The following is a 19,224-nucleotide window of genomic DNA, read 5'->3' as shown; positions in this document are numbered from 1 at the left end:
CCCAGGCCGGAGCCGATGCCACGGCCCACGCGACGCTTGGCGTGCTTGGCGCCAGCCGCGGGCTTGAGAGTGTTGAGTTCCATGTCGAGACTCCGATCAGATCACTTTGACCAGGTAGCTGATCTTGTTGATCATGCCGCGCACGGCAGGGGTGTCCTGCAGTTCGCTGACGCTGTTGAGTTTGCGCAGACCCAGGCCACGCACGGTGGCGCGGTGGGACTCTTTGCAGCCGATGGGGCTGCGCACGAGTTGCAGTTTGATGGTGTTGGTGGTCGTCATGATCGTTCCAATCAACCCAGGATGTCTTCGACCGACTTGCCGCGCTTGGCAGCCACTTCGGCCGGCGTCGTGGAGTTCTTCAGGGCGTCCAGCGTGGCGCGCACCAAGTTGTAGGGGTTGCTCGAGCCGTGGCTCTTGGCCACGACGTCGGTGATGCCCAACACCTCGAACACAGCGCGCATCGGGCCGCCGGCGATGATGCCGGTACCCTTGGCGGCCGGCAGCATCATCACGTTGGCGGCGCCGTGGTGGCCGCGCACCGCGTGGTGCAGGGAGCCGTTCTTCAGCGTCACCTTGAACATGTTACGGCGGGCCTCGTCCATGGCCTTCTGCACGGACACAGGCACTTCGCGGGCTTTGCCCTTGCCCATGCCGATGCGGCCATCGCCGTCACCGACCACGGTCAGCGCGGCGAAACCCATGATGCGGCCGCCCTTGACCACTTTGGTCACGCGGTTGACCGCAATCATCTTTTCGCGCAAGCCGTCGTCGTTGGCCTCGCTCTTCATGTTTGCTTGCATTTTTGCCATTTGCGTATCCCCAATCAGAATTGCAGGCCGGCGGCACGCGCGGCGTCTGCGAGGGCTTTGACACGGCCGTGGTAGGCAAAACCGGAACGGTCGAAGGCCACTTTCTCGATGCCGGCGGCTTTCGCCTTCTCGGCGATGCGCTTGCCGATCAGTTCGGCAGCGGCCTTGTTACCACCCTTGCCGGCACCACCCAGTTGGGCACGCACTTCGGCTTCGGCGGTGGACGCAGTGGCCAGCACCTTGGCGCCGTCGTCGGAAATGACGCTGGCGTAGATGTGCAGGTTGGTGCGGTTCACGCTCAGACGCACGGCGCCTTGCTGGGCAATGCGGATGCGGGTCTGACGGGCACGGCGCAAACGCTGTTCTTTTTTCGTCAACATGTTCGCAGTCCTTATTTCTTCTTGGTCTCTTTGATGACGACCTTCTCATCCGCATAACGGATGCCCTTGCCCTTGTAAGGCTCGGGAGGACGCACGGCACGGATTTCCGAAGCGATCTGGCCCACGCGCTGACGGTCGGCGCCTTTGACCACGATTTCGGTCGGGGTCGGGGTCGCGACGGTGATGCCTTCGGGCATCACGAAGTCCACGGGGTGGGAGAAGCCCACGGCCAGGTTCAGCTTGTTGCCGGAAGCGGCGGCTTTGTAGCCCACGCCGATCAGCGACAGCTTCTTCTCGAAGCCCTTGCTCACGCCGTTGACCATGTTGTTCACCAGCTGGCGCGTGGTGCCGCACAGGGCGTCGGCCTGGCTGGTGGCGTCGATCGCGGCGAACGACAACTTGCCGTCGGCGCTGCTGACCTTCACCAGCGGGTTGACGGTCAGGCTCATGGCGCCCAGGGCGCCCTTGACGCTGACCACGTCTTGATGGATGGCCACTTCGACACCCTGGGGGATGGCGACGGGCGCTTTACCTACACGAGACATTTCAGAACCTCCTCAATGTGCGCGTTAGGCGACGTAACACAGGACTTCACCGCCGATGCCGGCAGCACGTGCTTTGCGATCGGTCATCACGCCTTGCGGGGTGGTGACGATGGCAACGCCCAGGCCGTTCTGCACCTGGGGAATGGACTTGGCGCCCTTGTACACGCGCAGGCCGGGACGGCTGACGCGCTCGATGCGCTCGATCACCGGGCGACCGGCGTAGTACTTCAGGGCGATTTCCAGCTGGCTCTTGCCGTCAGCGGTCTTGACTTGGAAACCGTCGATGTAGCCCTCGTCCTTCAGCACCTGGGCGATGGCGGACTTCACCTTGGAAGCCGGCATGGCCACCACGGCCTTGCTCACCATCTGCGCGTTGCGGATGCGGGTCAACATGTCGGCGATAGGATCACTCATGCTCATTTGGGTACTCCTTGCGCCTTACCAGCTGGCCTTGGTGACGCCGGGGATTTCACCGGCGAACGCCAGTTCGCGGACCTTCATGCGGCCCAGACCGAACTGGTTGAACGTGCCACGGGGACGACCGGTGATTTCGCAACGGTTGCGCTGGCGGGTCGGGTTGGCGTTGCGGGGCAACTTCTGCAGGGCCAGGCGGGCGGCGTCGCGTTCTTCGTCGGAACGCTTGGCATCCTTGGCGATGGCCTTCAACTCGTTGTATTTGTTGGCGAACTTGGCGGCGAGCTGTTCGCGCTTCAGTTCACGTTGGAGCAAAGCTTGTTTAGCCACACACCACCTCAGTTCTTGAACGGGAAACGGAAACCGGCCAGCAGTGCCTTGCACTCGGCGTCGTTCTTGGCGGTCGTCGTGATGCTGATGTTCAGACCACGCAGGGCATCCACCTTGTCGTATTCGATTTCCGGGAAGATGATCTGTTCTTTGACGCCGATGTTGTAGTTGCCGCGGCCGTCGAAGGACTTGCCGGAGATACCACGGAAGTCACGCACGCGGGGCAGGGCCACGGTGACGAAACGGTCTAGGAATTCGTACATCTGGGCGCCACGCAGGGTCACCATGCAGCCGATGGGCTGCTGCTCGCGGATCTTGAAACCGGCGATGGCCTTGCGGGCCTTGGTGGTCACGGGCTTTTGGCCGGCGATCTTGGTCAGGTCGCCCACGGCGTTTTCCAGGACCTTCTTGTCGGCCACGGCTTCACCCACACCCATGTTCAGGGTGATTTTGGTGATGCGCGGCACTTCCATGACGGACTTGTAGCCGAACTGCTCTTTCAGAGCCGGCGCGACCTTGTCGCGGTAGATGTCTTGAAAGCGTGCCATGGTCATGCCACCTTGATTTCTTCGCCGCTGGACTTGTAGACGCGCACTTTGTTGCCGTCTGCCAGCACCTTCACACCAACGCGGTCGGCTTTGCCGGTGGCCGCGTTGTAGATGGCCACGTTGGACTGGTGGATGGACATGGATTTCTCCACGATGCCGCCGGTCACGCCCTTCATCGGGTTGGGCTTGGTGTGCTTCTTGACCAGGTTCACACCCTCAACCACCAGACGCTCTTCATCGGCGCGCAGCACCACGGTGCCACGCTTGCCTTTGTCGCGGCCAGCGATCACGATCACTTCGTCGCCTTTGCGGATCTTGTTCATGACGATTCCTTACAGGACCTCGGGCGCCAGGGACACGATCTTCATGAACTTCTCGGTACGCAGTTCGCGCGTCACGGGTCCGAAGATGCGGGTGCCGATGGGCTCCAGCTTGGCGTTGAGCAACACCGCGGCGTTGCCATCGAATTTGATCAAGGCGCCATCGCCACGGCGGATACCCTTGGCGGTGCGCACGACCACAGCGTTGTAAACCTCGCCTTTTTTGACGCGGCCACGCGGTGCGGCTTCCTTGATGCTCACTTTGATGATGTCGCCCACGCTGGCGTAACGGCGCTTGGAGCCGCCCAGCACTTTGATGCACATCACGGACTTGGCACCCGTGTTGTCGGCAACATCGAGTCGAGATTGCGTTTGGATCATTTGATTTAAGTCCCAACTTGAATCCCAGCCACCACCACGGCGGCAGGCGATCAGTCTTGGGCCCGTCGTTGGCGCCGGCCGGTGGGCTTGGGCGACTTCGGTGGGCAGAAAACTTCACCCAATACGGGCGAAGCTCACGATTCTGTCAGGAAGTGCGTGGTGAGTCAAGGGTTTGCCGCACAAAAAGCTGTGGCAACGGCGCGACAGGCGGGCCGGACACGGCCCGTGCCGACCGCCCGCCGGCTTGCGGCGACAATCGGCGCATGAACACCACCTCCACTTTGTCGCCCGACACCCGCCTGGCTTTCATCGGCGGGGGCAACATGGCCAGCGCCATCATCGGCGGGCTGCTGCGCCAGGGCCTGGCGCCGGCCCAGATCACCGTGGTCGAGCCTTTTGAGCCGCAGCGCGCCAAGCTGGCGGCCGACTTCGGTCTGGCGCCGCTGGCGGCCCCGACGGCGGCCCTGGCCGACGCCGGTGTGGTGGTCTGGGCCGTCAAGCCGCAGACCTTTCGCGAAGCCGCCCTGGCCTGCGCCCCGCACACCGGCCAGGCCCTGCACCTGAGCGTGGCCGCCGGCATCCGCAGCGACAGCATGGCCGCCTGGCTGGGGACCGAACGCATCGTGCGCGCCATGCCCAACACGCCGGCACTGGTGGGCCAGGGCATGACCGGCCTGTACCCGCGCCCGGCCTGCAGCGCGGCCGACCGGACCCTGGCCGAAGCCGTGGTGGCCACCACCGGCCGCTTCGTCTGGCTGGCACAGGAAGCCGACCTGGACGCGGTGACGGCCTTGTCGGGCTCCGGCCCGGCCTACGTGTTCTATTTTCTGGAAGCGATGCGCCGCGCCGGCACCGAAATGGGCCTGGCGCCGGACACGGCGACACAACTGGCCATTGGCACCTTTGCCGGGGCGGCGCACCTGGCGCAGCAGTCCACCGAGCCGCCCGAGGTGCTGCGCGAACGGGTCACCTCCAAAGGCGGCACCACCTACGCGGCCCTGACCGCCCTGAACGCGCACGGTGTGGCCGACGCGTTTGTGCAGGCGATGCACGCGGCCCGGCAGCGGGCGCGCGAATTGGGCGACGAGTTCGGCGGCTGAACGGCCCCGGCCCGCCTCACCCCAGGTGCATGCCCAGCAGCAGTCCCACAAACAGGGTGGCACCCAGCCAGTGGTTGAGGCGGAAGGCGCGAAAGCAACCCTCGCGGGTGCGGTGCCGGATCATGCCGAAGTGCCACGCCACCTGCACCAGCGCCAGCACCAGCGCCAGCCCGAACCACCAGCCGCCCGCCACCGACCACAGCAACGCGCCCCACAGGGCCAGGTGCAGCCCATAAAAGGCGGTCACGCCGGCCACGTCCCAGCGGCCCAGGGTGATGGCCGAGGTTTTCATGCCAATGCGCAGGTCGTCGTCGCGGTCCACCATGGCGTACTCGGTGTCGTAGGCCAGCACCCAGAACAGGTTGGCCACCAGCAGTGCCCAGGCCTCCCAGGGCACCTGGTTTTGGATCGCGGCGTAGGCCATGGGAATGCCGAAACTGAAGGCCACCCCCAGCACCGCCTGGGGCATGGACACGTGGCGTTTGGCGTAGGGGTAGACCAGCGCCACCGCCAGCGCGGGCACCGACCAGGCCACCGCCACCGGGGTGGTGGTGAGCACCAACAAAAACGCCGCGCACGCCAGCCCCGCGCCCACGGCCAGGGCCTCTTTCACCCCGATGCGGCCGCTGGTCACCGGGCGCTGCGCGGTGCGTTTGACGTGGCGGTCGAACTCGCGGTCGGCCACGTCGTTGACGCAACAGCCGGCGCTGCGCATGAGGACGGTGCCCCCCACGAACACCGCCAGCAGGTGCCAGCCGGGCCAGCCGCCGGCGGCGGCCCACAGGGCCGACAGGGTGGGCCACAGCAGCAGCAGCCAGCCCGCCGGGCGGCTCCAGCGGATCAGGTCCAGGTACAGCGACAGTTTTTCGCGCGGGGTCACGGCGGCGGTTTCCACGGCGGGCCGGCTCAGGTGGACAGGCGCTGGACGCCGGGCAGCTCGCAGGCGTACACGGCGTTGCGCAGGGCGGCGATCGCTTCGTAACGGGTGAAGCTGCGGCGCCAGGCCAGCACCACGCGCCGCATCGGCGGCGTGCCGGCGAACGGCAGGTAGCGCACGTAGGACGCGTCGCCCGGCCCCGCCCCGGGCGGCACCTGCCGGGCCGCCGGTGCCAGCGCGGCGCTGGGCACGCTCAGGCGCGGCACCAGGGTGATGCCCATGCCCGCGGCCACCATGTGCTTGATGGTTTCCAAGCTCGAGCCCTCAAAGCTCTTGCGGATGCCCTCGGCGTCGTTGGAAAAGCGCGCGAACTCGGGGCAGACCTCCAGCACGTGGTCGCGGAAGCAGTGGCCGTTGCCCAGCAGCAGCATGGTTTCCTGCTTCAGTTCCTCGGCCGACACCTGTTCGCGCTGCGCCAGCGGGTGGCCGGCGGGCACGGCCGCGACGAACGGCTCGTCGTACAGCGGTGCGATGGCCAGGTTGGTGTCGGGGAAGGGCTCGGCCAGGATGGCGGCGTCGATCTCGCCCAGGCGCAGTTGCTCCAGCAGCTTGGCGGTCAGGTTCTCCTGCAGCATCAGCGGCATCTGCGGCGTGCGCTCGATCACCTGCTTGACCAGATCGGGCAGCAGGTAGGGGCCGATGGTGTAGATGACACCCAGGCGCAGCGGGCCGGCCAGCGGGTCTTTGCCGCGCTTGGCGATTTCCTTGATGGCGGCGGCCTGCTCCAACACGGTCTGCGCCTGGCGGACGATGTCCTCGCCCAGAGGGGTGACGGCGACCTCGCTGGCGTTGCGCTCGAACAGTTTCAGTTCCAGCTCTTCTTCCAGCTTCTTGATGGCGACGCTGAGGGTGGGCTGGGAGACGAAACAGGCCTCGGCCGCCTTGCCGAAGTGTTTTTCGCGCGCCACGGCGACGATGTATTTGAGTTCGGTCAGGGTCATGCGGCTATCGGCTCAGGCTTTCAGATAGTCGGATTTTGCACCCAACCAGCGCTCCACGTGCCGTTCGGCCAGCGCCGGGTGCTCGGCCCAGAGCCGTGGCGCCCAGGCGCGGGCCCAGTCCAGCAGGTGGGTGTCGGTGGCCAGGTCGGCAAAGCGCAGCAGCGGCGCGCCGGACTGGCGTGCGCCCAGAAACTCGCCGGGGCCGCGGATGTCCAGGTCGCGGCGGGCGATTTCGAAGCCGTCGTTGGTCTCGGCCATGGCGCGCAGGCGCTCGCGCGCGGTGTCGCTGACGCGACCGTTCTCGTTGGGCGAGTACAGCAGCATGCAGACCGAGGCGGCCGTGCCCCGCCCCACCCGCCCGCGCAGCTGGTGCAACTGGCTCAGGCCAAAGCGCTCGGCGTGCTCGATGACCATGAGCGAGGCGTTGGGCACGTCCACCCCCACCTCGATGACGGTGGTGCTGACCAGCACGCCCATGGCACCGGCACTGAACAGGGCCATCACCGCTTTTTTCTCGGACGGTGGCATGCGCGAATGCAGTAGACCCACCAAGATCGGAGAGCCATCGGCCCCGGTGAGGCCGGCCATTGCGGCCGACAGTTCGGCGTGGGTGGCGGTGGCGTTGCTCAGGTCCAGCGCCTCGCTTTCCTCGATCAGCGGGCAGACCCAATACACCTGCCGGCCTTCGGCCACCTGGCGGCGCAGGCGCTGGATCAGCTCGTCGCGCCGGCTGTCGGCCAGCACCTTGGTGACGATGGGCGTGCGGCCGGGCGGCAGTTCGTCGATGGTGGAGACGTCCAGGTCGGCGTAGTAGCTCATGGCCAGGGTGCGCGGGATGGGCGTGGCGCTCATCATCAGCAGGTGCGGCTCCAGGCCGGCGTCCTGCATTTTTTCGCGCAGGGCCAAGCGCTGGGCCACGCCAAAGCGGTGCTGCTCGTCGATCAGCGCCAACGCCAGCCGCTGGAAACGCACCTGTTCCTGGATGACCGCATGGGTGCCCACCACCAGCGCCGCTTCGCCGCTGGCGATTTGCGCCAGCATGGCGGTGCGCTCTTTCTTTTTCTGGCTGCCGGTGAGCCAGGCCACGGTCTTGCCCAGCGGCGCCAGCAGGGGGGTGAGCCAGCCCACCAACTTGCCGAAGTGCTGCTCGGCCAGGATTTCGGTGGGCGCCATCAGCGCGCACTGCCAGCCGGCGTCGATGGCCACCGTGGCGGCCAAGGCCGCCACCACCGTCTTGCCGCTGCCCACATCGCCTTGCAGCAGGCGGTGCATGGGCACGGGGCGCGCCAGGTCCTGCGCGATGTCGTCGCCCACGCGGCGCTGCGCGGCGGTGAGCTGGAAGGGCAGCACCGCCAGCAACTGTTCGTGCAAGCCGCCCGGGCGCGTGGGCAAGGCGGGCGCGCGCAGCCCGGCCCGTTCCTGTTTGGCGCGGTGCTGCGACAGCTGCTGGGCCAACAGCTCCTCGGCCTTCAGGCGCTGCCAGGCCGGGTGGCTGCGGTATTCCAGCGCGGCCAGCGGCACATCGGGCCGCGGCTGGTGCAGAAAGCGCAGCGCGTCGCGCAGGCTCCAGGGGCGTTCCGGGGCCCCCAGGGCCGCGGCGGCTGAAGGCGGCGCGCCGTCACGCCAGGACAGGCCGGGGCATTCGGCCAGGGCCGGCGCCGGTACCGTGTCGCTCAGGTCGGCGCGGTTCAGGCCGGCCAGCACCGCGCGGCGCAGGTAGGCCTGGGGCAGCCCGGCGCTGGTCGGGTACACCGGGGTCAGCGCCTGGGGCAGCTCACCGCCGGCGGCGTGGAAGCTGGGGTGCATCATCGTCCAGCCCAGAAAGCCGCCGCGCAGCTCGCCCCGGGCGCGGACGCGGGCGCCCACCGCCAGCGCCTTCTGGTGGCTGGGGTAAAAGGTGAAGAAGCGCAGGGTGCAGGTGTCGCTGCCGTCGTTGAGCGTCACCAGCAGCTGGCGCCGGCCGCCGTGGGACAGTTCGCAGGCGGTGACCACGCCCTCGATCTGCGCCGTCTCGCCCTCGCGGGCGTCGGCCAGCCGGGTGATGCGGGTTTCGTCCTCGTAGCGCAGCGGCAGGTGCAGCGCCAGGTCGATCGGCCGCACCAGGCCCAGCTTGCGCAGAGCTTTTTGCGGCGCAGAGAGGGGCTTGGCCGCCGCCGTGCCCCGGCTGTTGCGGGCCGCGGCGGGAGCGGCCGGTGTGTCGAGCGGCACGGAAGGCGGTTGGGACATGGCGGCATTGTGCCGCCTCGGCGCCGTGCGGCGCCCCGGGTCAGGCGCCGCCGCCCGGCCGCGCCTGCGGCTTGAGCAGCACCGCCACCAGGGTGACAACGGTCAGCGGGACCACAAAGCCCATCATCACGGCCGAGAAAGCGGGCAAGGCGTCGTGTGCCTGGGCACTCAGGACCAGGTAAGCGGTGTAGGCCACGTAATAGCCGAGGAAGACCGCCCCCTCCCAGCGGGCGATTTCGCGGCCGCTCAGGAAGACCGGCAAACAGGCCAACGCCACAGCCAGCATCACCCACAGGTCGAAGCTGAGCAGCGACGGCGCCAGCGGCAGACCGGCCCCGCCCGAGACCGCACCCGCCAAACCGATGCAACCCAGGATGTTGAAGGTGTTGCTGCCTACCACATTGCCCACCGCGATGTCGCGCTCGCCCTTGAGGGCGGCGGTGAGCGAGGTGGCGACCTCGGGCATGGAGGTGCCGGCCGCGACGATGGTCAAGCCGATGACCAGGTCGCTCACCCCCAGGGACTTGGCGAAGGCGACCGAGGCCATGACCAGCCAGTCCGAGCCCAGCACCAGCAGCACCAGACCGACCAGGATCAGCGCCGCCTGCGCGGACCAATGGGCGTCCCAGGCGCCGGGGGCAGCGGGTGGCAATTCCGCCTCGAATTCGGCGGCCGCGGCGGCCGACTCGCGGCGCGACTGCACCACCAAAAACACGGTGTAGGCCACCATGAGCACCAGCAGGAAGGCCCCTTCCCACCAGTCGATACGACCGTCCAGGCCCAGCGCCACCAGCAACAGCGAGGCCCCCAGCATGATCGGCACTTCCTGGCGAATCAGCTGCACGTGCACCAGCAAGGGCGCGATCAAGGCGCTGGCCCCCAGAATGAACAGCACGTTGAAGATGTTGCTGCCCACCACGTTGCCGACCGCGATGTCGGTCTGCCCATTGAGGACCGCCCCGGTGGAGACGGCCATTTCGGGCGCGCTGGTGCCGAAGGCCACGATGGTGAGCCCCACCACCAGCGGCGAGATGCCGAACGACAGCGCCAGCTTCGACGCCCCCCGCACCAGGGTGTTGGCGCCGATCACCAGCGCCACCAAACCCGCCGCGAACCACCACATGTTCATCCACATGACCGCACCTATTGCCAGGAAAACGCCCGCCCAGCGGGGGGACAGCAGGAGGGCAAAGCGCCCCCCCAAAAAAGATCCGAGGACAGAATGTACCTGATCCCTGCCTCGGCCTCTCAGCCGTCTTCGGGCCCCGGGCCACGCCCCAAGGCCTGGCGCAGCAGGTGGTGCTCGAACGCCCGGGCAATCGGCGAGAGCTGCTTGCCGCGCAGGCGCACGATGTACCAGTGCGCGTGAATGGGAAAGCCCTGCACCGGCAGTAGCGCCAGCCCTTCCTGCGCCGGGTCGGCCGCCAGCGCGTGGCGCGACAGCACGGCGATGCCCAGGCCGCCGGCCACCGCCTGCTTGATGGCCTCGTTGCTGCCCAGCTCCAGCCGCACCTGGGGCGCCCAGCCCTGTGCGGCGAAGTGCTGGGCCGCCGCCATGCGGGTGCCCGAGCCTGTTTCGCGCAGGATGAAACGCTCGCCCTGGATGTCGGCCAGGGTCAGGGCGGCGCGGCCCGCCAGCGCGTGGCCGCGTGGCGCCACCACCACCAGCGGGTTGGCCAAAAACTCGCGCGCGTCCACTTCCAGGTCGCGCGGTGGGATGGACATGATGCACAGGTCGTCCCGGTTCTGGCGCAGGCGCTGGACCACGCCGTCGCGGTTGAGGATTTCCAGGGCGATCTCCACCTCCGGGTGCGCCTGGCAGAAGGAACCGAGCCAGCGCGGCACAAAGTACTTGGCCGTGCTGACCACCGCCACCTTCAGCCGCCCGCGGTGCAAGCCCTTCATGGCCGCCACCTGCTGCTCGAACAAGGCCCAGGCATCGACCATGCCGCGCGCGGTCTGCACCAACGCCTCCCCGGCGGCGGTGAGGTGCACCTTTTTGCCAATCACCTCGTGCAGCGGCAGGCCGACCGACTCGGTCAACTCCCGCAGCTGCATGGAGGCGGTGGGCTGGGTGACGTGGGTGGCCCGCGCCGCGCCGCTGACGCTGCCGTGCTCGGCCAGCGCCAACAGGGTGCGCAGCTGCCGGAAGGTGACACTCATAGCTTTTTATCTATGGTTAATTGTCATTAAATCGATTTTACAGAATGCATGGGGCGCCGTAGCATCCCGGCCCAAGGAATCCCCATGAACAACCTGCTCGACCCCGCGATCCTGTTTTTCCTCTTCGGCGCCTTTGCCGGCCTGGTCAAATCCAACCTGGAAATCCCGGCGCCCATCTCGCGCTTCCTGTCGCTGTACCTGTTGATGGCGCTGGGCCTCAAGGGCGGGTTTGCGCTGGCGGCGTCGGGCTTCACGCTGGAGGTGGTGCGCAGCCTGGGCGCGGCCGTGACGCTGGCGGTGCTGGTGCCGCTGCTGGGCTACCTGGTGCTGCGGCGCTGGCTGTCGGGCCTGGACGCGGCGGCGGTGGCCGCCACCTACGGTTCGGTCAGCGCGGTCACCTTCATCACCGCCGTGCAGACGATGGACCACCAGGGCCTGCCCTACGGCGGCCACATGGCCGCGGCGATGGCGCTGATGGAGTCGCCCGCCATCGTCCTGGCGGTGGTGATGGCCAACACCCTGCGCCAGCGCGCCGCCGGCGGGCTGGCGTTGGGCGGCGGCACGGCGGCTCTCACCGCCCCGGGCAGCGCTGCCGTGGGCTTGCCGCTGGGCAAGGTGCTGCACGAGTCCTTCACCGACGGCGCGCAGCTGCTGTTGCTGGGGGCCATGGTGGTGGGCTTCGTCACCGGCGACACCGGCCAGGCCGCGATGCAACCCTTCACCGGCGACCTGTTCAAGGGCATGCTGGCCTTCTTCCTGCTGGACATGGGCCTGCTGGCCGCGCGCAACCTGCCCAAGGTGAAAGGGCAATCGCCCTGGCTGGTGGCCTACGGCGTGGTCGGCCCGCTGGTGCATGCCGGCCTGGCGCTGGGCCTGGCGTGGGCGGCGGGCATTGCCGCGGGCGACGCCGCCCTGCTTATGGTGCTGGCCGCCAGCGCGTCCTACATCGCGGTGCCGGCGGTGCTGCGCCACGCCATCCCGGAGGCCAACCCGTCGCTCTACTTCGGGTTGTCGCTGGGCGTCACCTTCCCGCTCAACATCCTGTTCGGCATCCCGCTGTACATCGGCGTGGCCCACGCGGTGCTGGGCTGACGCCGGCTGCGCACGCGGTTCAGCCCAGGCGGTCGTGCAGGGCGACCAGCGCCTGGGTCAGCTTGTGCTTCGGGTCCAGATGCACCATGGGCCGCGACAGCTGGTGCGACTCGCGCACCTTGACCGACGACGGCAGATAAGGCTGCAGCACCGGCAGGCCTTCGTCCACCAGTTCCTGCACCAGGCGCTGCGGTAGGTTGGCGCGCGGCTGGAACTGGTTGACCACGATGCCCTTGATGGCCAGCGCCGGGTTGTGGTCGGCGCGGATTTCCTGCACGTTGGCCAGCAGGGTGTAGAGCGCCTGGCGCGAGAAATCGTCGCAATCGAAGGGGATGAGACAGCCACTGGCGCCCATCAGCGCCGAGCGGGTGTAGAAGTTCAGCGCCGGCGGGGTGTCGATGTAGATGCGCTCGTAGGTCTCGCCCAACTGCTGCAGCGCCTCGCGCAGCTTGTAGATCTTGTGGCGCGATTCGAGCTTGGTCTGCAGCTCGTCCAGCCGCTGGCTGGCGGCCATGACGTGCAGCCGCTCGAACGGCGAGGCCACTGCGAAGTGACCGGCCGGCTCGGGGTGGAAGGTGAAGCTCAGCGTCTGGTCGAAAAAGCTGGCCACGGTGGGCTGGCCCTCGGCCACCTGGCCGCCCAGCAGGTACTGGGTGGAGTTGCCCTGCTGGTCGAGGTCGATGAGCAGGGTGCGCAGGCCCTGCGCCGCGCTGATGGCCGCGAGGTTGGAGGCGATGGTGGACTTGCCCACCCCACCTTTCTGGTTGAACACGACGAGCGGCATGCGAACTCCTGTTTGTTGCACTGCAGCATTATGCCTTCTGCGACAATCCGGGCCTTGTTCTTTCCTTGGAACGGGCCCGTCCGGCCCTCAAGCCCATGACCCTGTCTGCCTCTGGCGCGGCGCGCGCCCACACCCTCAGCGACTTCGACTTTTCGCTGCCCCCCGACCTCATCGCCCAGCACCCCGCCGCCGAACGCAGCGCCTCGCGCCTGCTGGACGGCACCGGCGCCGCGCCGGTGGACCGCATCTTCCGCGACCTGCCCGGCCTGCTGCGCGCCGGCGACCTGCTGGTGTTCAACGACACGCAGGTGATCAAGGCCCGGCTGTTTGGCGAAAAGGCCACCGGCGGCAAGGTGGAACTACTGGTGGAGCGCGTGCTGCCCGGCCCCGGCCACGAGGTGGTGGCCCACATGAAGGTGAGCAAGAAACCGCCGCTGGGCGCCACGCTGCACATGTACGCGGGCGGCACCACCCCTGGCAGTACGGCGGCCGGCACACCGCCCACCGCCTTCACCGCCACGCTGCTGGGCCGCTGGCCGAACGACGACGGCCCGCTGTTCCGCTTCGCCTTCAGCGACGAACCGCACGCGCTGATGGCCGCCCACGGCCACGTACCGCTGCCGCCCTACATCGAGCACGGCGACACCGCCGAGGACGAACGCCGCTACCAGACCGTGTTTGCCAAGCACCCCGGCGCGGTGGCCGCCCCCACCGCCGCCCTGCACTTCGACGAAGGCGTGCTGGCCGCACTGGACGCGCGCGGCGTGCAACGCGCCAGCGTCACCCTGCACGTGGGCGCCGGCACCTTCCAGCCCTGCAAGACCGAGAACATCGCCGAGCACGTGATGCACAGCGAGTGGTACCAGGTGCCCGAGGCCACGCAGCAAGCCATCCGCGCCACCCAAGCGGGCGGCGGACGCGTGGTGGCGGTGGGCACCACCAGCGTGCGCACGCTGGAGAGCTGGGCCCGCACCGGCCAGGCCAACGGCGACACCGACATCTTCATCACCCCGGGCTTTCCGTTCCAGGTGGTGGACGTGCTGGTCACCAACTTCCACCTGCCCAAGAGCACGCTGATGATGCTGGTGAGCGCGTTTGCGGGGTACGACCACGTGATGGCGCTGTACCGACACGCGATTGCGCAACGCTACCGCTTTTTCAGCTATGGTGACGCCATGCTGCTGCAGCGCACCGCCTGAGCCCCCCTCTACCCACCGGAACACCCACCATGGCCCACGACCGCACCGAGACCGTGTTCGACACCGAAGACCTGCTGTTGAGCCTGTGCAACTCCGTCACCAAGGTGCTCAACGCCGCCACCCATGGCCAGGTCACCTACTCGGGCATGGTGCAGCGCATCCAGAAAACCTGCCTCAAGCCCGACATCGGCTGCTTCGTGCTGTTCGACGGTGGCTTCTCCGGCCTGGTGATCCTGAATTTCAGCGCACCGGCGGCCATGGAGCTGTACCAGAGCTACCTGCTCAACATGGGCATGGCCAAGGCAGACCTGGCCAGTTCCCACACCTCGGACGAGGTGGCCAACGTCATGGGCGAGCTGATGAACCAGGTGCTGGGCGACTTCACCAGCAAGGTGCGGCGCGAGTTGCAGACCCACATCACCCAGAACCAGCCCAAGATGCTGGTGATCAACAAGCAGGTGGTGCTGAGCGTGGACGCCAACCTCGACCACCCCGAGGCGCGCCGCGTGACCTTCTACACCGGCCGCAACCACATTTTTTACCTGGAACTGGCCATCGACCGGACCGAGTTCGTCAAGCTGGTGGACTTCGAGCCGCAGGAAGCCCCCGACCCCGACGCGCTGATGGCCCAGCTGGCCAGCGACGCGCCCCCCGCCGCCCCCGGTGCGGCCCCGGCCGCGCCGGCCCAGGGGGGCGACAACGACACCGACGCCCTGCTGCGCTCCCTGGGCATGTGAGCCCCCCGACCCCCACCATGCTGAAGTTCGACCTCCTCCAGACCGATCCCGCCCGCGAAGGGTACGAAGGCTCCCACGCCCGCCGGGGCACCCTCACGCTCAACCACGGCGTGGTGCAGACCCCCATCTTCATGCCCGTGGGCACCTACGGCACCGTCAAGGGCGTGATGCCGCAAAGCCTGCACGACATGGGCGCGCAGATCATCCTGGGCAACACCTTCCACCTGTGGATGCGCCCGGGATTGGACATCATGCAAGGCTTTGGCGGCCTGCACGGGTTCGAGAAATGGGACAAGCCCATCCTCACCGACTCGGGCGGCTTCCAGGTGTGGAGCCTGGGCGCCATGCGCAAGATCACCGAAGAAGGGGTGCACTTCGCCAGCCCGGTGAACGGCGACAAGCTGTTCATGTCGCCCGAGGTGAGCATGCAGATCCAGACCATCCTGAACAGCGACATCGTGATGCAGCTGGACGAGTGCACGCCGTACTGGCAGGGTGAAAAAGGCTCAGGCCACATCACCACCGAAGCCGAGGCGCGCCAGAGCATGGAAATGAGCCTGCGCTGGGCCAAGCGCTCGCAAGACGAATTCGCTCGGCTGGAAAACCCCAACGCGTTGTTCGGCATTGTGCAGGGCGGCATGTTCGAGCACCTGCGCCAGGAATCGCTGGAAGCGCTGGTGGCCATGGACTTCCCCGGCTACGCGGTGGGCGGCGTGAGCGTGGGCGAACCCAAGGACCTGATGCTGCAGATCATGGCGCACACGCCGCACCGCCTGCCCGCGCACAAGCCACGCTACCTGATGGGCGTGGGCACGCCCGAGGACCTGGTGGACGGCGTGGCCTGCGGCGTGGACATGTTCGACTGCGTGATGCCCACGCGCAACGCGCGCAACGGCACCATCTTCACCCGCTACGGCGACCTGAAGATCCGCAACGCCCGCCACAAGGCCGACCCGCAGCCGCTGGACACCACCTGCACCTGCTACGCCTGCGCGGGGAGTAGCGGCGTGAGCTGGGACGCGGGCGGCCGCGAAGGCTTCAGCCGCGCCTACCTGCACCACCTGGACCGCTGCGGCGAGATGCTGGGCCCCATGCTCACCACCATCCACAACCTGCACTACTACCTGGCCCTGATGCAGGAGGTGCGCGACGCGCTGGATGCTGGCACTTTCGGCGCATTCCGCCAGCAGTTCAAGGCCGACCGGGCGCGCGGGGTTTAAGCCGCCACAAACACCGTCAGCACGCCGGTGTAGCCGTACAACCGGTGGTGGGCGATCTCCCCCCCGGCGAAAAACCCGACCAGGGGCACGTCACCCAGGGCCTTGCGCACCAGGTGCAGCTCGGCGCTGGGGCCGCCAAAGTGCGGCCCGCCCCGGCCGCTGCAGCTGATGTAAACCGCGCCGGCCATGCGCCGCGCCGGGTGCGGGGCGTGGGCCGTCTCGGCCTCGGACAAGGCCAGCGCCGTGGCCAGGGGGCGCTCCTCGGGTTCCAGTTCCTCGCGGATTTCGGTGCAGATGCGGACCAGGTCGGCGCTGGCGGCCTGCACGTGGCGTTCGCAAAAGCTCAGGCGCGCGCCGACAGCCACCGTGTCGGCCACGGCAAATCCGCGCCGGCCCGGGTCCAGCCCGATCAGGTGTCGGACCCGCACCTCTTCGCCAAAAGCGGCCGGCGTGCGCCCGGCCGCCGGCGGGAGCGCGCCTTCCACGGCCAGGCCCACCAAGGTCTGGCGCAAGCGCGTCACCGCGGTGTGCGGGTGCTCCAAGGTGATGCCCAGGTCCTCCAGCAGCACGTCCAGGGCGTCGCGGCCGTCCAGCGTCAGCACCACGTGGCCGTCGGCGCGGTCCACCCGGTGCGCCGGTGACACCGGCCGCACCCCCTGGGTGACGCGCGACAGCAGCGGCACGTCCGGCCCGAAGGCCACGCCGCTCAGGCCCCCGTGGAACACACCCGAGGCGCCACGCACCCCACGCCCGGCCAGGGCGCCGCGGCTGGAGCGCGCGAACTGCACCACCGGGCCGCGGCTGGCCGCCAGGCCGCCAAAGACGTAACCGCTGGCGGTGCGTTCGGCCACCTCGGCGATCAGCTCGGCCACGTCGGGCGTGGCCCCGTCGGCGTGCACCAGGGCGGTGTGGGCGGTGAAGCCCCCCACCCCCTGCGCGGCTGGCAGCGGGGCCACCCCGCTGAACACCCGGTACTGGTCGGGCGTCAGGTCGCACAGCATGACGGACAGCGCCGGCTCGTCAAAGTACTCGGCGTTGTTGGCGCACACCCCCACGCCCACGGTGCCGACCCAGTCGGTCACCTCGGGCAGCTCGGCACCGAAGTGGTCGAGGATGTCCTGCGCGTCGCGGGCGTAGTGGTCGGTCAGGTAGAGCAGGCCCAGGCCGGGTTGGGCGGCGTGGTCGGGCAAGGCCATTTGCGCCCGCAGCTGCGCCAGCACCAGCGCGGCGGCCATGCGCCATTGCGGGTGGGTGGCGTGGGCCTGGGGGAACAGCTTCACGGGGCGTCAGCGGCTGCGCGGGGCGGCTTTTTTGGCCGGGGCGGCGCGGTCAGCGGCGGGCACGGCCCGGGGGGGTTTGGCGGCGGCCTTGGCCGGCGTGGCCTGGGCGGACTTGGCCGCGGCACGGGGCTTGGGTGCGGTCTGGGCCGGCGCGGGCGCGGCCTCGGTGGCGGCGGCCGTCATCTGGCTGGCGGCCTCGGCGCTGGCCTGCACCGTCTGGGCCACCTGCTCGGCGGCGCGGCTGGCCTGGTCGGCCATGTCGCGCACGGCGCCGGCGGCAATCGTCTGGAACTGCTCGGTCAGCGAATTCCACCACTGCATCGGGTCCACGGCGGGTCGGCTGGCGGCCGCGCCGTCGGCGGGCTCGGGGGCCGGCGCGGGACTGGCAGCGGGCGCAGCCGCCGGTGGGGTCGCGGCCTCGGGGCGGATCTTGAACGCCTCGGCCATCTCGCCCATGCTGACGTTCATGCCCTTCAGGGTGGCCAGGGTCATTTTCTGGACCTCCAGCGCCTGGATGGTGGCGCCCAGGGCCTTGGTGTTCTGGTCCAGCCAGAAGTGCACGGCGCGCAGGTCCTGGATGCGCTTGTCCAGCTCCTCCACGTCGAAGGTGGGCGCCACCCAGTGGCTCATGGGCGGCATGCCCGGCACGCCGGACTGCAACCCGGGCGCGACGGAACCGGCGGCCTGGCGGGTCAGGTTCTGCAGGAACTCGAAACCGGGGATGTACTGGGCAAAGGCGTTGAGGTCGGGGGTGCTCATGGGGGTCTCCGGGTGGGCCAGACAAGCGGCGCGCGGCGCCAGCCGCCACGGTGCCTAGCATGCCACAGCTTGCGGCGCTTGCCCACGGGTCGGACGCGACCCAGGGCCGCGGTCCGCCCGCTTGACGTGTGTCAACCCCACCGGCGGGCGCTTGCCGCAGAATGGTCCCAGATGCGATCGCCCCCCTCGCGGGAGCCGTACCCGCCACACCCCCACAGGAGACCCCATGTCCGCCCCGATTTCCGACACCTTCGCCCAGCAACTGCGCCAGATGCGCACCGACCTGATCGCCCAGATCCGCGCCCAGCGCGGGGGCCAACTGGGGCGCGCCGAGGCCGCCCCCGACCGCCACGACGACCAGAGCGGCGACCGCGCCCAGCTCGGGGCCGAGCGCGACCTGGCCATGCTGCTGGACGAACGCGAAACGGCCGAGCTCAACGCCATCGACGCGGCCCTGCAGCGCATCGCCAGCGGCGACTACGGCCTGTGCCAGGCCTGCGGCGTGGCCATTCCGACGGCGCGGCTGCACGCCAACCCGATCGCGCTGCGCTGCGTCAACTGCCAGAGCCAGCAGGAAGCCGCGCAGGGCGGCGTGGCCCACCCCACGCTCTGACCCCACGCGCGAGCCGGGCCGGGTCAGTCGCGCGGCACCACCGTCTGCTCGATCGCGCCGAACAGGCTGAGCCCGTCGCGCCCGATCGCGTCCAGGCGCAGCGTGTCGCCGTGGCACAACGGGGCCGCCGGCCCCGCCGACAGGTCCCCGCAACCCACCACCGCCCCCGCGCGCAGGCGCCGCGTGGCACACAGCTGGGCCAGCACGTCGCCCCAGGCGTGGGGCGCCTGCCCGGCGTCCAGGCGTTGCACGGGAGCCCCCGCGGCGCGCCAGGGCAGCACCACCTGTGCCCGGCCCTGGTGCCAAGCCGTGCCCAACTCGTCCGGGGTGATGGCCACCGGCCCCAGCGTCACCCCCGGCCGGCTGCGCACCCCGGCCGCCCCGGCCCCGCGCTGCAGGGTCGTGTCCAACGCCAGCACCAGCAGGCGCACGCCCTCCAGCGCCAC

24 protein-coding genes and 1 pseudogene are annotated in these 19,224 nt (G+C 68.9%); 6 read left to right on the top strand and 19 right to left on the bottom strand.

The genetic code is table 11. From position 1 onward, the window contains the following. From rplO to rplN, 10 genes and pseudogenes are all read right to left on the bottom strand, one after another. A pseudogene (rplO, locus tag HA630_RS23815) lies at positions 1-83 on the bottom strand (50S ribosomal protein L15); the annotation flags it as partial. A 13-nt stretch (positions 84-96) separates the two neighbouring features. Beyond that, a complete protein-coding gene (gene rpmD, locus HA630_RS18160; protein ID WP_166836544.1) occupies positions 97-279 on the bottom strand; it encodes a 50S ribosomal protein L30 in 183 nt (60 codons plus the stop codon). An 11-nt stretch (positions 280-290) separates the two neighbouring features. Continuing rightward, positions 291-809 (bottom strand): 30S ribosomal protein S5, encoded by a 519-nt coding sequence (gene rpsE, locus HA630_RS18155; protein ID WP_166836542.1) that lies wholly within the window; start codon positions 807-809, stop codon positions 291-293. A gap of 14 nt (positions 810-823) precedes the next feature. Then, complete coding sequence (gene rplR / locus HA630_RS18150) at positions 824-1,189, bottom strand: 50S ribosomal protein L18 (protein ID WP_166836540.1); 366 nt, start codon at positions 1,187-1,189, stop codon at positions 824-826. A gap of 11 nt (positions 1,190-1,200) precedes the next feature. Continuing rightward, the gene (rplF, locus tag HA630_RS18145) at positions 1,201-1,734 is read right to left on the bottom strand and encodes a 50S ribosomal protein L6 (protein WP_166836538.1); all 534 of its coding nucleotides are present in this window, start codon (positions 1,732-1,734) and stop codon (positions 1,201-1,203) included. 24 nt (positions 1,735-1,758) lie between these two features. Then, the gene (gene rpsH, locus HA630_RS18140; protein WP_166836536.1) at positions 1,759-2,154 is read right to left on the bottom strand and encodes a 30S ribosomal protein S8; all 396 of its coding nucleotides are present in this window, start codon (positions 2,152-2,154) and stop codon (positions 1,759-1,761) included. Positions 2,155-2,172: 18 nt separating this feature from the next. Then, complete coding sequence (rpsN, locus tag HA630_RS18135) at positions 2,173-2,478, bottom strand: 30S ribosomal protein S14 (RefSeq protein WP_166836534.1); 306 nt, start codon at positions 2,476-2,478, stop codon at positions 2,173-2,175. Between the two features lie 8 nt (positions 2,479-2,486). Next, positions 2,487-3,026, bottom strand: coding sequence for a 50S ribosomal protein L5 (gene rplE / locus HA630_RS18130; protein ID WP_166836532.1), 540 nt, complete (start codon positions 3,024-3,026; stop codon positions 2,487-2,489). A 2-nt stretch (positions 3,027-3,028) separates the two neighbouring features. Further along, positions 3,029-3,349 (bottom strand): 50S ribosomal protein L24, encoded by a 321-nt coding sequence (rplX, locus tag HA630_RS18125; protein WP_166836530.1) that lies wholly within the window; start codon positions 3,347-3,349, stop codon positions 3,029-3,031. A gap of 9 nt (positions 3,350-3,358) precedes the next feature. Continuing rightward, positions 3,359-3,727, bottom strand: coding sequence for a 50S ribosomal protein L14 (gene rplN / locus HA630_RS18120; RefSeq protein ID WP_101049622.1), 369 nt, complete (start codon positions 3,725-3,727; stop codon positions 3,359-3,361). A 263-nt stretch (positions 3,728-3,990) separates the two neighbouring features. Between rplN and proC the strand changes: the two genes are divergently transcribed. Beyond that, a complete protein-coding gene (gene proC / locus HA630_RS18115) occupies positions 3,991-4,827 on the top strand; it encodes a pyrroline-5-carboxylate reductase (protein ID WP_166836528.1) in 837 nt (278 codons plus the stop codon). Between the two features lie 16 nt (positions 4,828-4,843). On the opposite strand, the gene ubiA is transcribed toward proC, so the two are convergent. The 5 genes from ubiA to HA630_RS18090 all read right to left on the bottom strand — a co-directional run bounded on the left by ubiA (position 4,844) and on the right by HA630_RS18090 (position 11,094). Further along, positions 4,844-5,722 carry a 4-hydroxybenzoate octaprenyltransferase gene (gene ubiA, locus HA630_RS18110; RefSeq protein WP_166836526.1) on the bottom strand — a complete coding sequence of 293 codons (879 nt, stop codon included), beginning with the start codon at positions 5,720-5,722 and terminating at the stop codon, positions 4,844-4,846. 11 nt (positions 5,723-5,733) lie between these two features. Then, positions 5,734-6,705: a hydrogen peroxide-inducible genes activator gene (locus tag HA630_RS18105; RefSeq protein WP_166836524.1), complete on the bottom strand. Its 972-nt coding sequence runs from the start codon at positions 6,703-6,705 to the stop codon at positions 5,734-5,736. Positions 6,706-6,717: 12 nt separating this feature from the next. Continuing rightward, entirely contained in the window at positions 6,718-8,931 is a 2,214-nt protein-coding gene (gene recG / locus HA630_RS18100; RefSeq protein WP_166836522.1) for an ATP-dependent DNA helicase RecG, read from the bottom strand. A 40-nt stretch (positions 8,932-8,971) separates the two neighbouring features. After that, positions 8,972-10,060 (bottom strand): calcium/sodium antiporter, encoded by a 1,089-nt coding sequence (locus HA630_RS18095; RefSeq protein WP_166836627.1) that lies wholly within the window; start codon positions 10,058-10,060, stop codon positions 8,972-8,974. Between the two features lie 119 nt (positions 10,061-10,179). Then, positions 10,180-11,094, bottom strand: a complete 915-nt coding sequence (locus HA630_RS18090; RefSeq protein ID WP_166836520.1) for a LysR family transcriptional regulator — start codon at positions 11,092-11,094, stop codon at positions 10,180-10,182. Between the two features lie 84 nt (positions 11,095-11,178). Between HA630_RS18090 and HA630_RS18085 the strand changes: the two genes are divergently transcribed. Then, positions 11,179-12,186: a sodium-dependent bicarbonate transport family permease gene (locus HA630_RS18085; protein WP_166836518.1), complete on the top strand. Its 1,008-nt coding sequence runs from the start codon at positions 11,179-11,181 to the stop codon at positions 12,184-12,186. A 19-nt stretch (positions 12,187-12,205) separates the two neighbouring features. On the opposite strand, the gene HA630_RS18080 is transcribed toward HA630_RS18085, so the two are convergent. Further along, positions 12,206-12,970: a ParA family protein gene (locus HA630_RS18080; RefSeq protein ID WP_166836516.1), complete on the bottom strand. Its 765-nt coding sequence runs from the start codon at positions 12,968-12,970 to the stop codon at positions 12,206-12,208. A gap of 95 nt (positions 12,971-13,065) precedes the next feature. Here HA630_RS18080 and queA point away from each other — a divergent pair, with 95 nt between their 5' ends. Genes queA through tgt form a run of 3 tightly spaced genes read left to right on the top strand, consistent with a single transcriptional unit; the run spans position 13,066 to position 16,126 of the window. Next, the gene (gene queA, locus HA630_RS18075) at positions 13,066-14,169 is read left to right on the top strand and encodes a tRNA preQ1(34) S-adenosylmethionine ribosyltransferase-isomerase QueA (protein WP_208300156.1); all 1,104 of its coding nucleotides are present in this window, start codon (positions 13,066-13,068) and stop codon (positions 14,167-14,169) included. Positions 14,170-14,198: 29 nt separating this feature from the next. Continuing rightward, positions 14,199-14,906 carry a DUF3334 family protein gene (locus tag HA630_RS18070; RefSeq protein ID WP_166836514.1) on the top strand — a complete coding sequence of 236 codons (708 nt, stop codon included), beginning with the start codon at positions 14,199-14,201 and terminating at the stop codon, positions 14,904-14,906. Between the two features lie 17 nt (positions 14,907-14,923). Beyond that, positions 14,924-16,126 carry a tRNA guanosine(34) transglycosylase Tgt gene (gene tgt, locus HA630_RS18065; RefSeq protein ID WP_166836513.1) on the top strand — a complete coding sequence of 401 codons (1,203 nt, stop codon included), beginning with the start codon at positions 14,924-14,926 and terminating at the stop codon, positions 16,124-16,126. On the opposite strand, the gene HA630_RS18060 is transcribed toward tgt, so the two are convergent. Then, complete coding sequence (locus tag HA630_RS18060; protein WP_166836511.1) at positions 16,123-17,406, bottom strand: FIST N-terminal domain-containing protein; 1,284 nt, start codon at positions 17,404-17,406, stop codon at positions 16,123-16,125. The two genes, tgt and HA630_RS18060, sit on opposite strands and share 4 nt — an antisense overlap. A 6-nt stretch (positions 17,407-17,412) precedes the next feature. Further along, positions 17,413-18,165, bottom strand: coding sequence for a PhaM family polyhydroxyalkanoate granule multifunctional regulatory protein (locus tag HA630_RS18055; RefSeq protein ID WP_166836509.1), 753 nt, complete (start codon positions 18,163-18,165; stop codon positions 17,413-17,415). 226 nt (positions 18,166-18,391) lie between these two features. Between HA630_RS18055 and HA630_RS18050 the strand changes: the two genes are divergently transcribed. Further along, positions 18,392-18,778, top strand: a complete 387-nt coding sequence (locus HA630_RS18050; RefSeq protein WP_166836507.1) for a TraR/DksA C4-type zinc finger protein — start codon at positions 18,392-18,394, stop codon at positions 18,776-18,778. 23 nt (positions 18,779-18,801) lie between these two features. On the opposite strand, the gene HA630_RS23810 is transcribed toward HA630_RS18050, so the two are convergent. After that, positions 18,802-19,224, bottom strand: a 423-nt coding sequence (locus HA630_RS23810; RefSeq protein WP_371809284.1) for a fumarylacetoacetate hydrolase family protein, incomplete at its 5' end; no start/stop codon positions are given.

The sequence above is a fragment of the Aquabacterium sp. A08 genome, assembly GCF_011742065.1.
The sequence above is the reverse complement of the archived record's forward strand: the minus strand, read 5'-3'. Positions and strand labels throughout refer to the sequence as shown.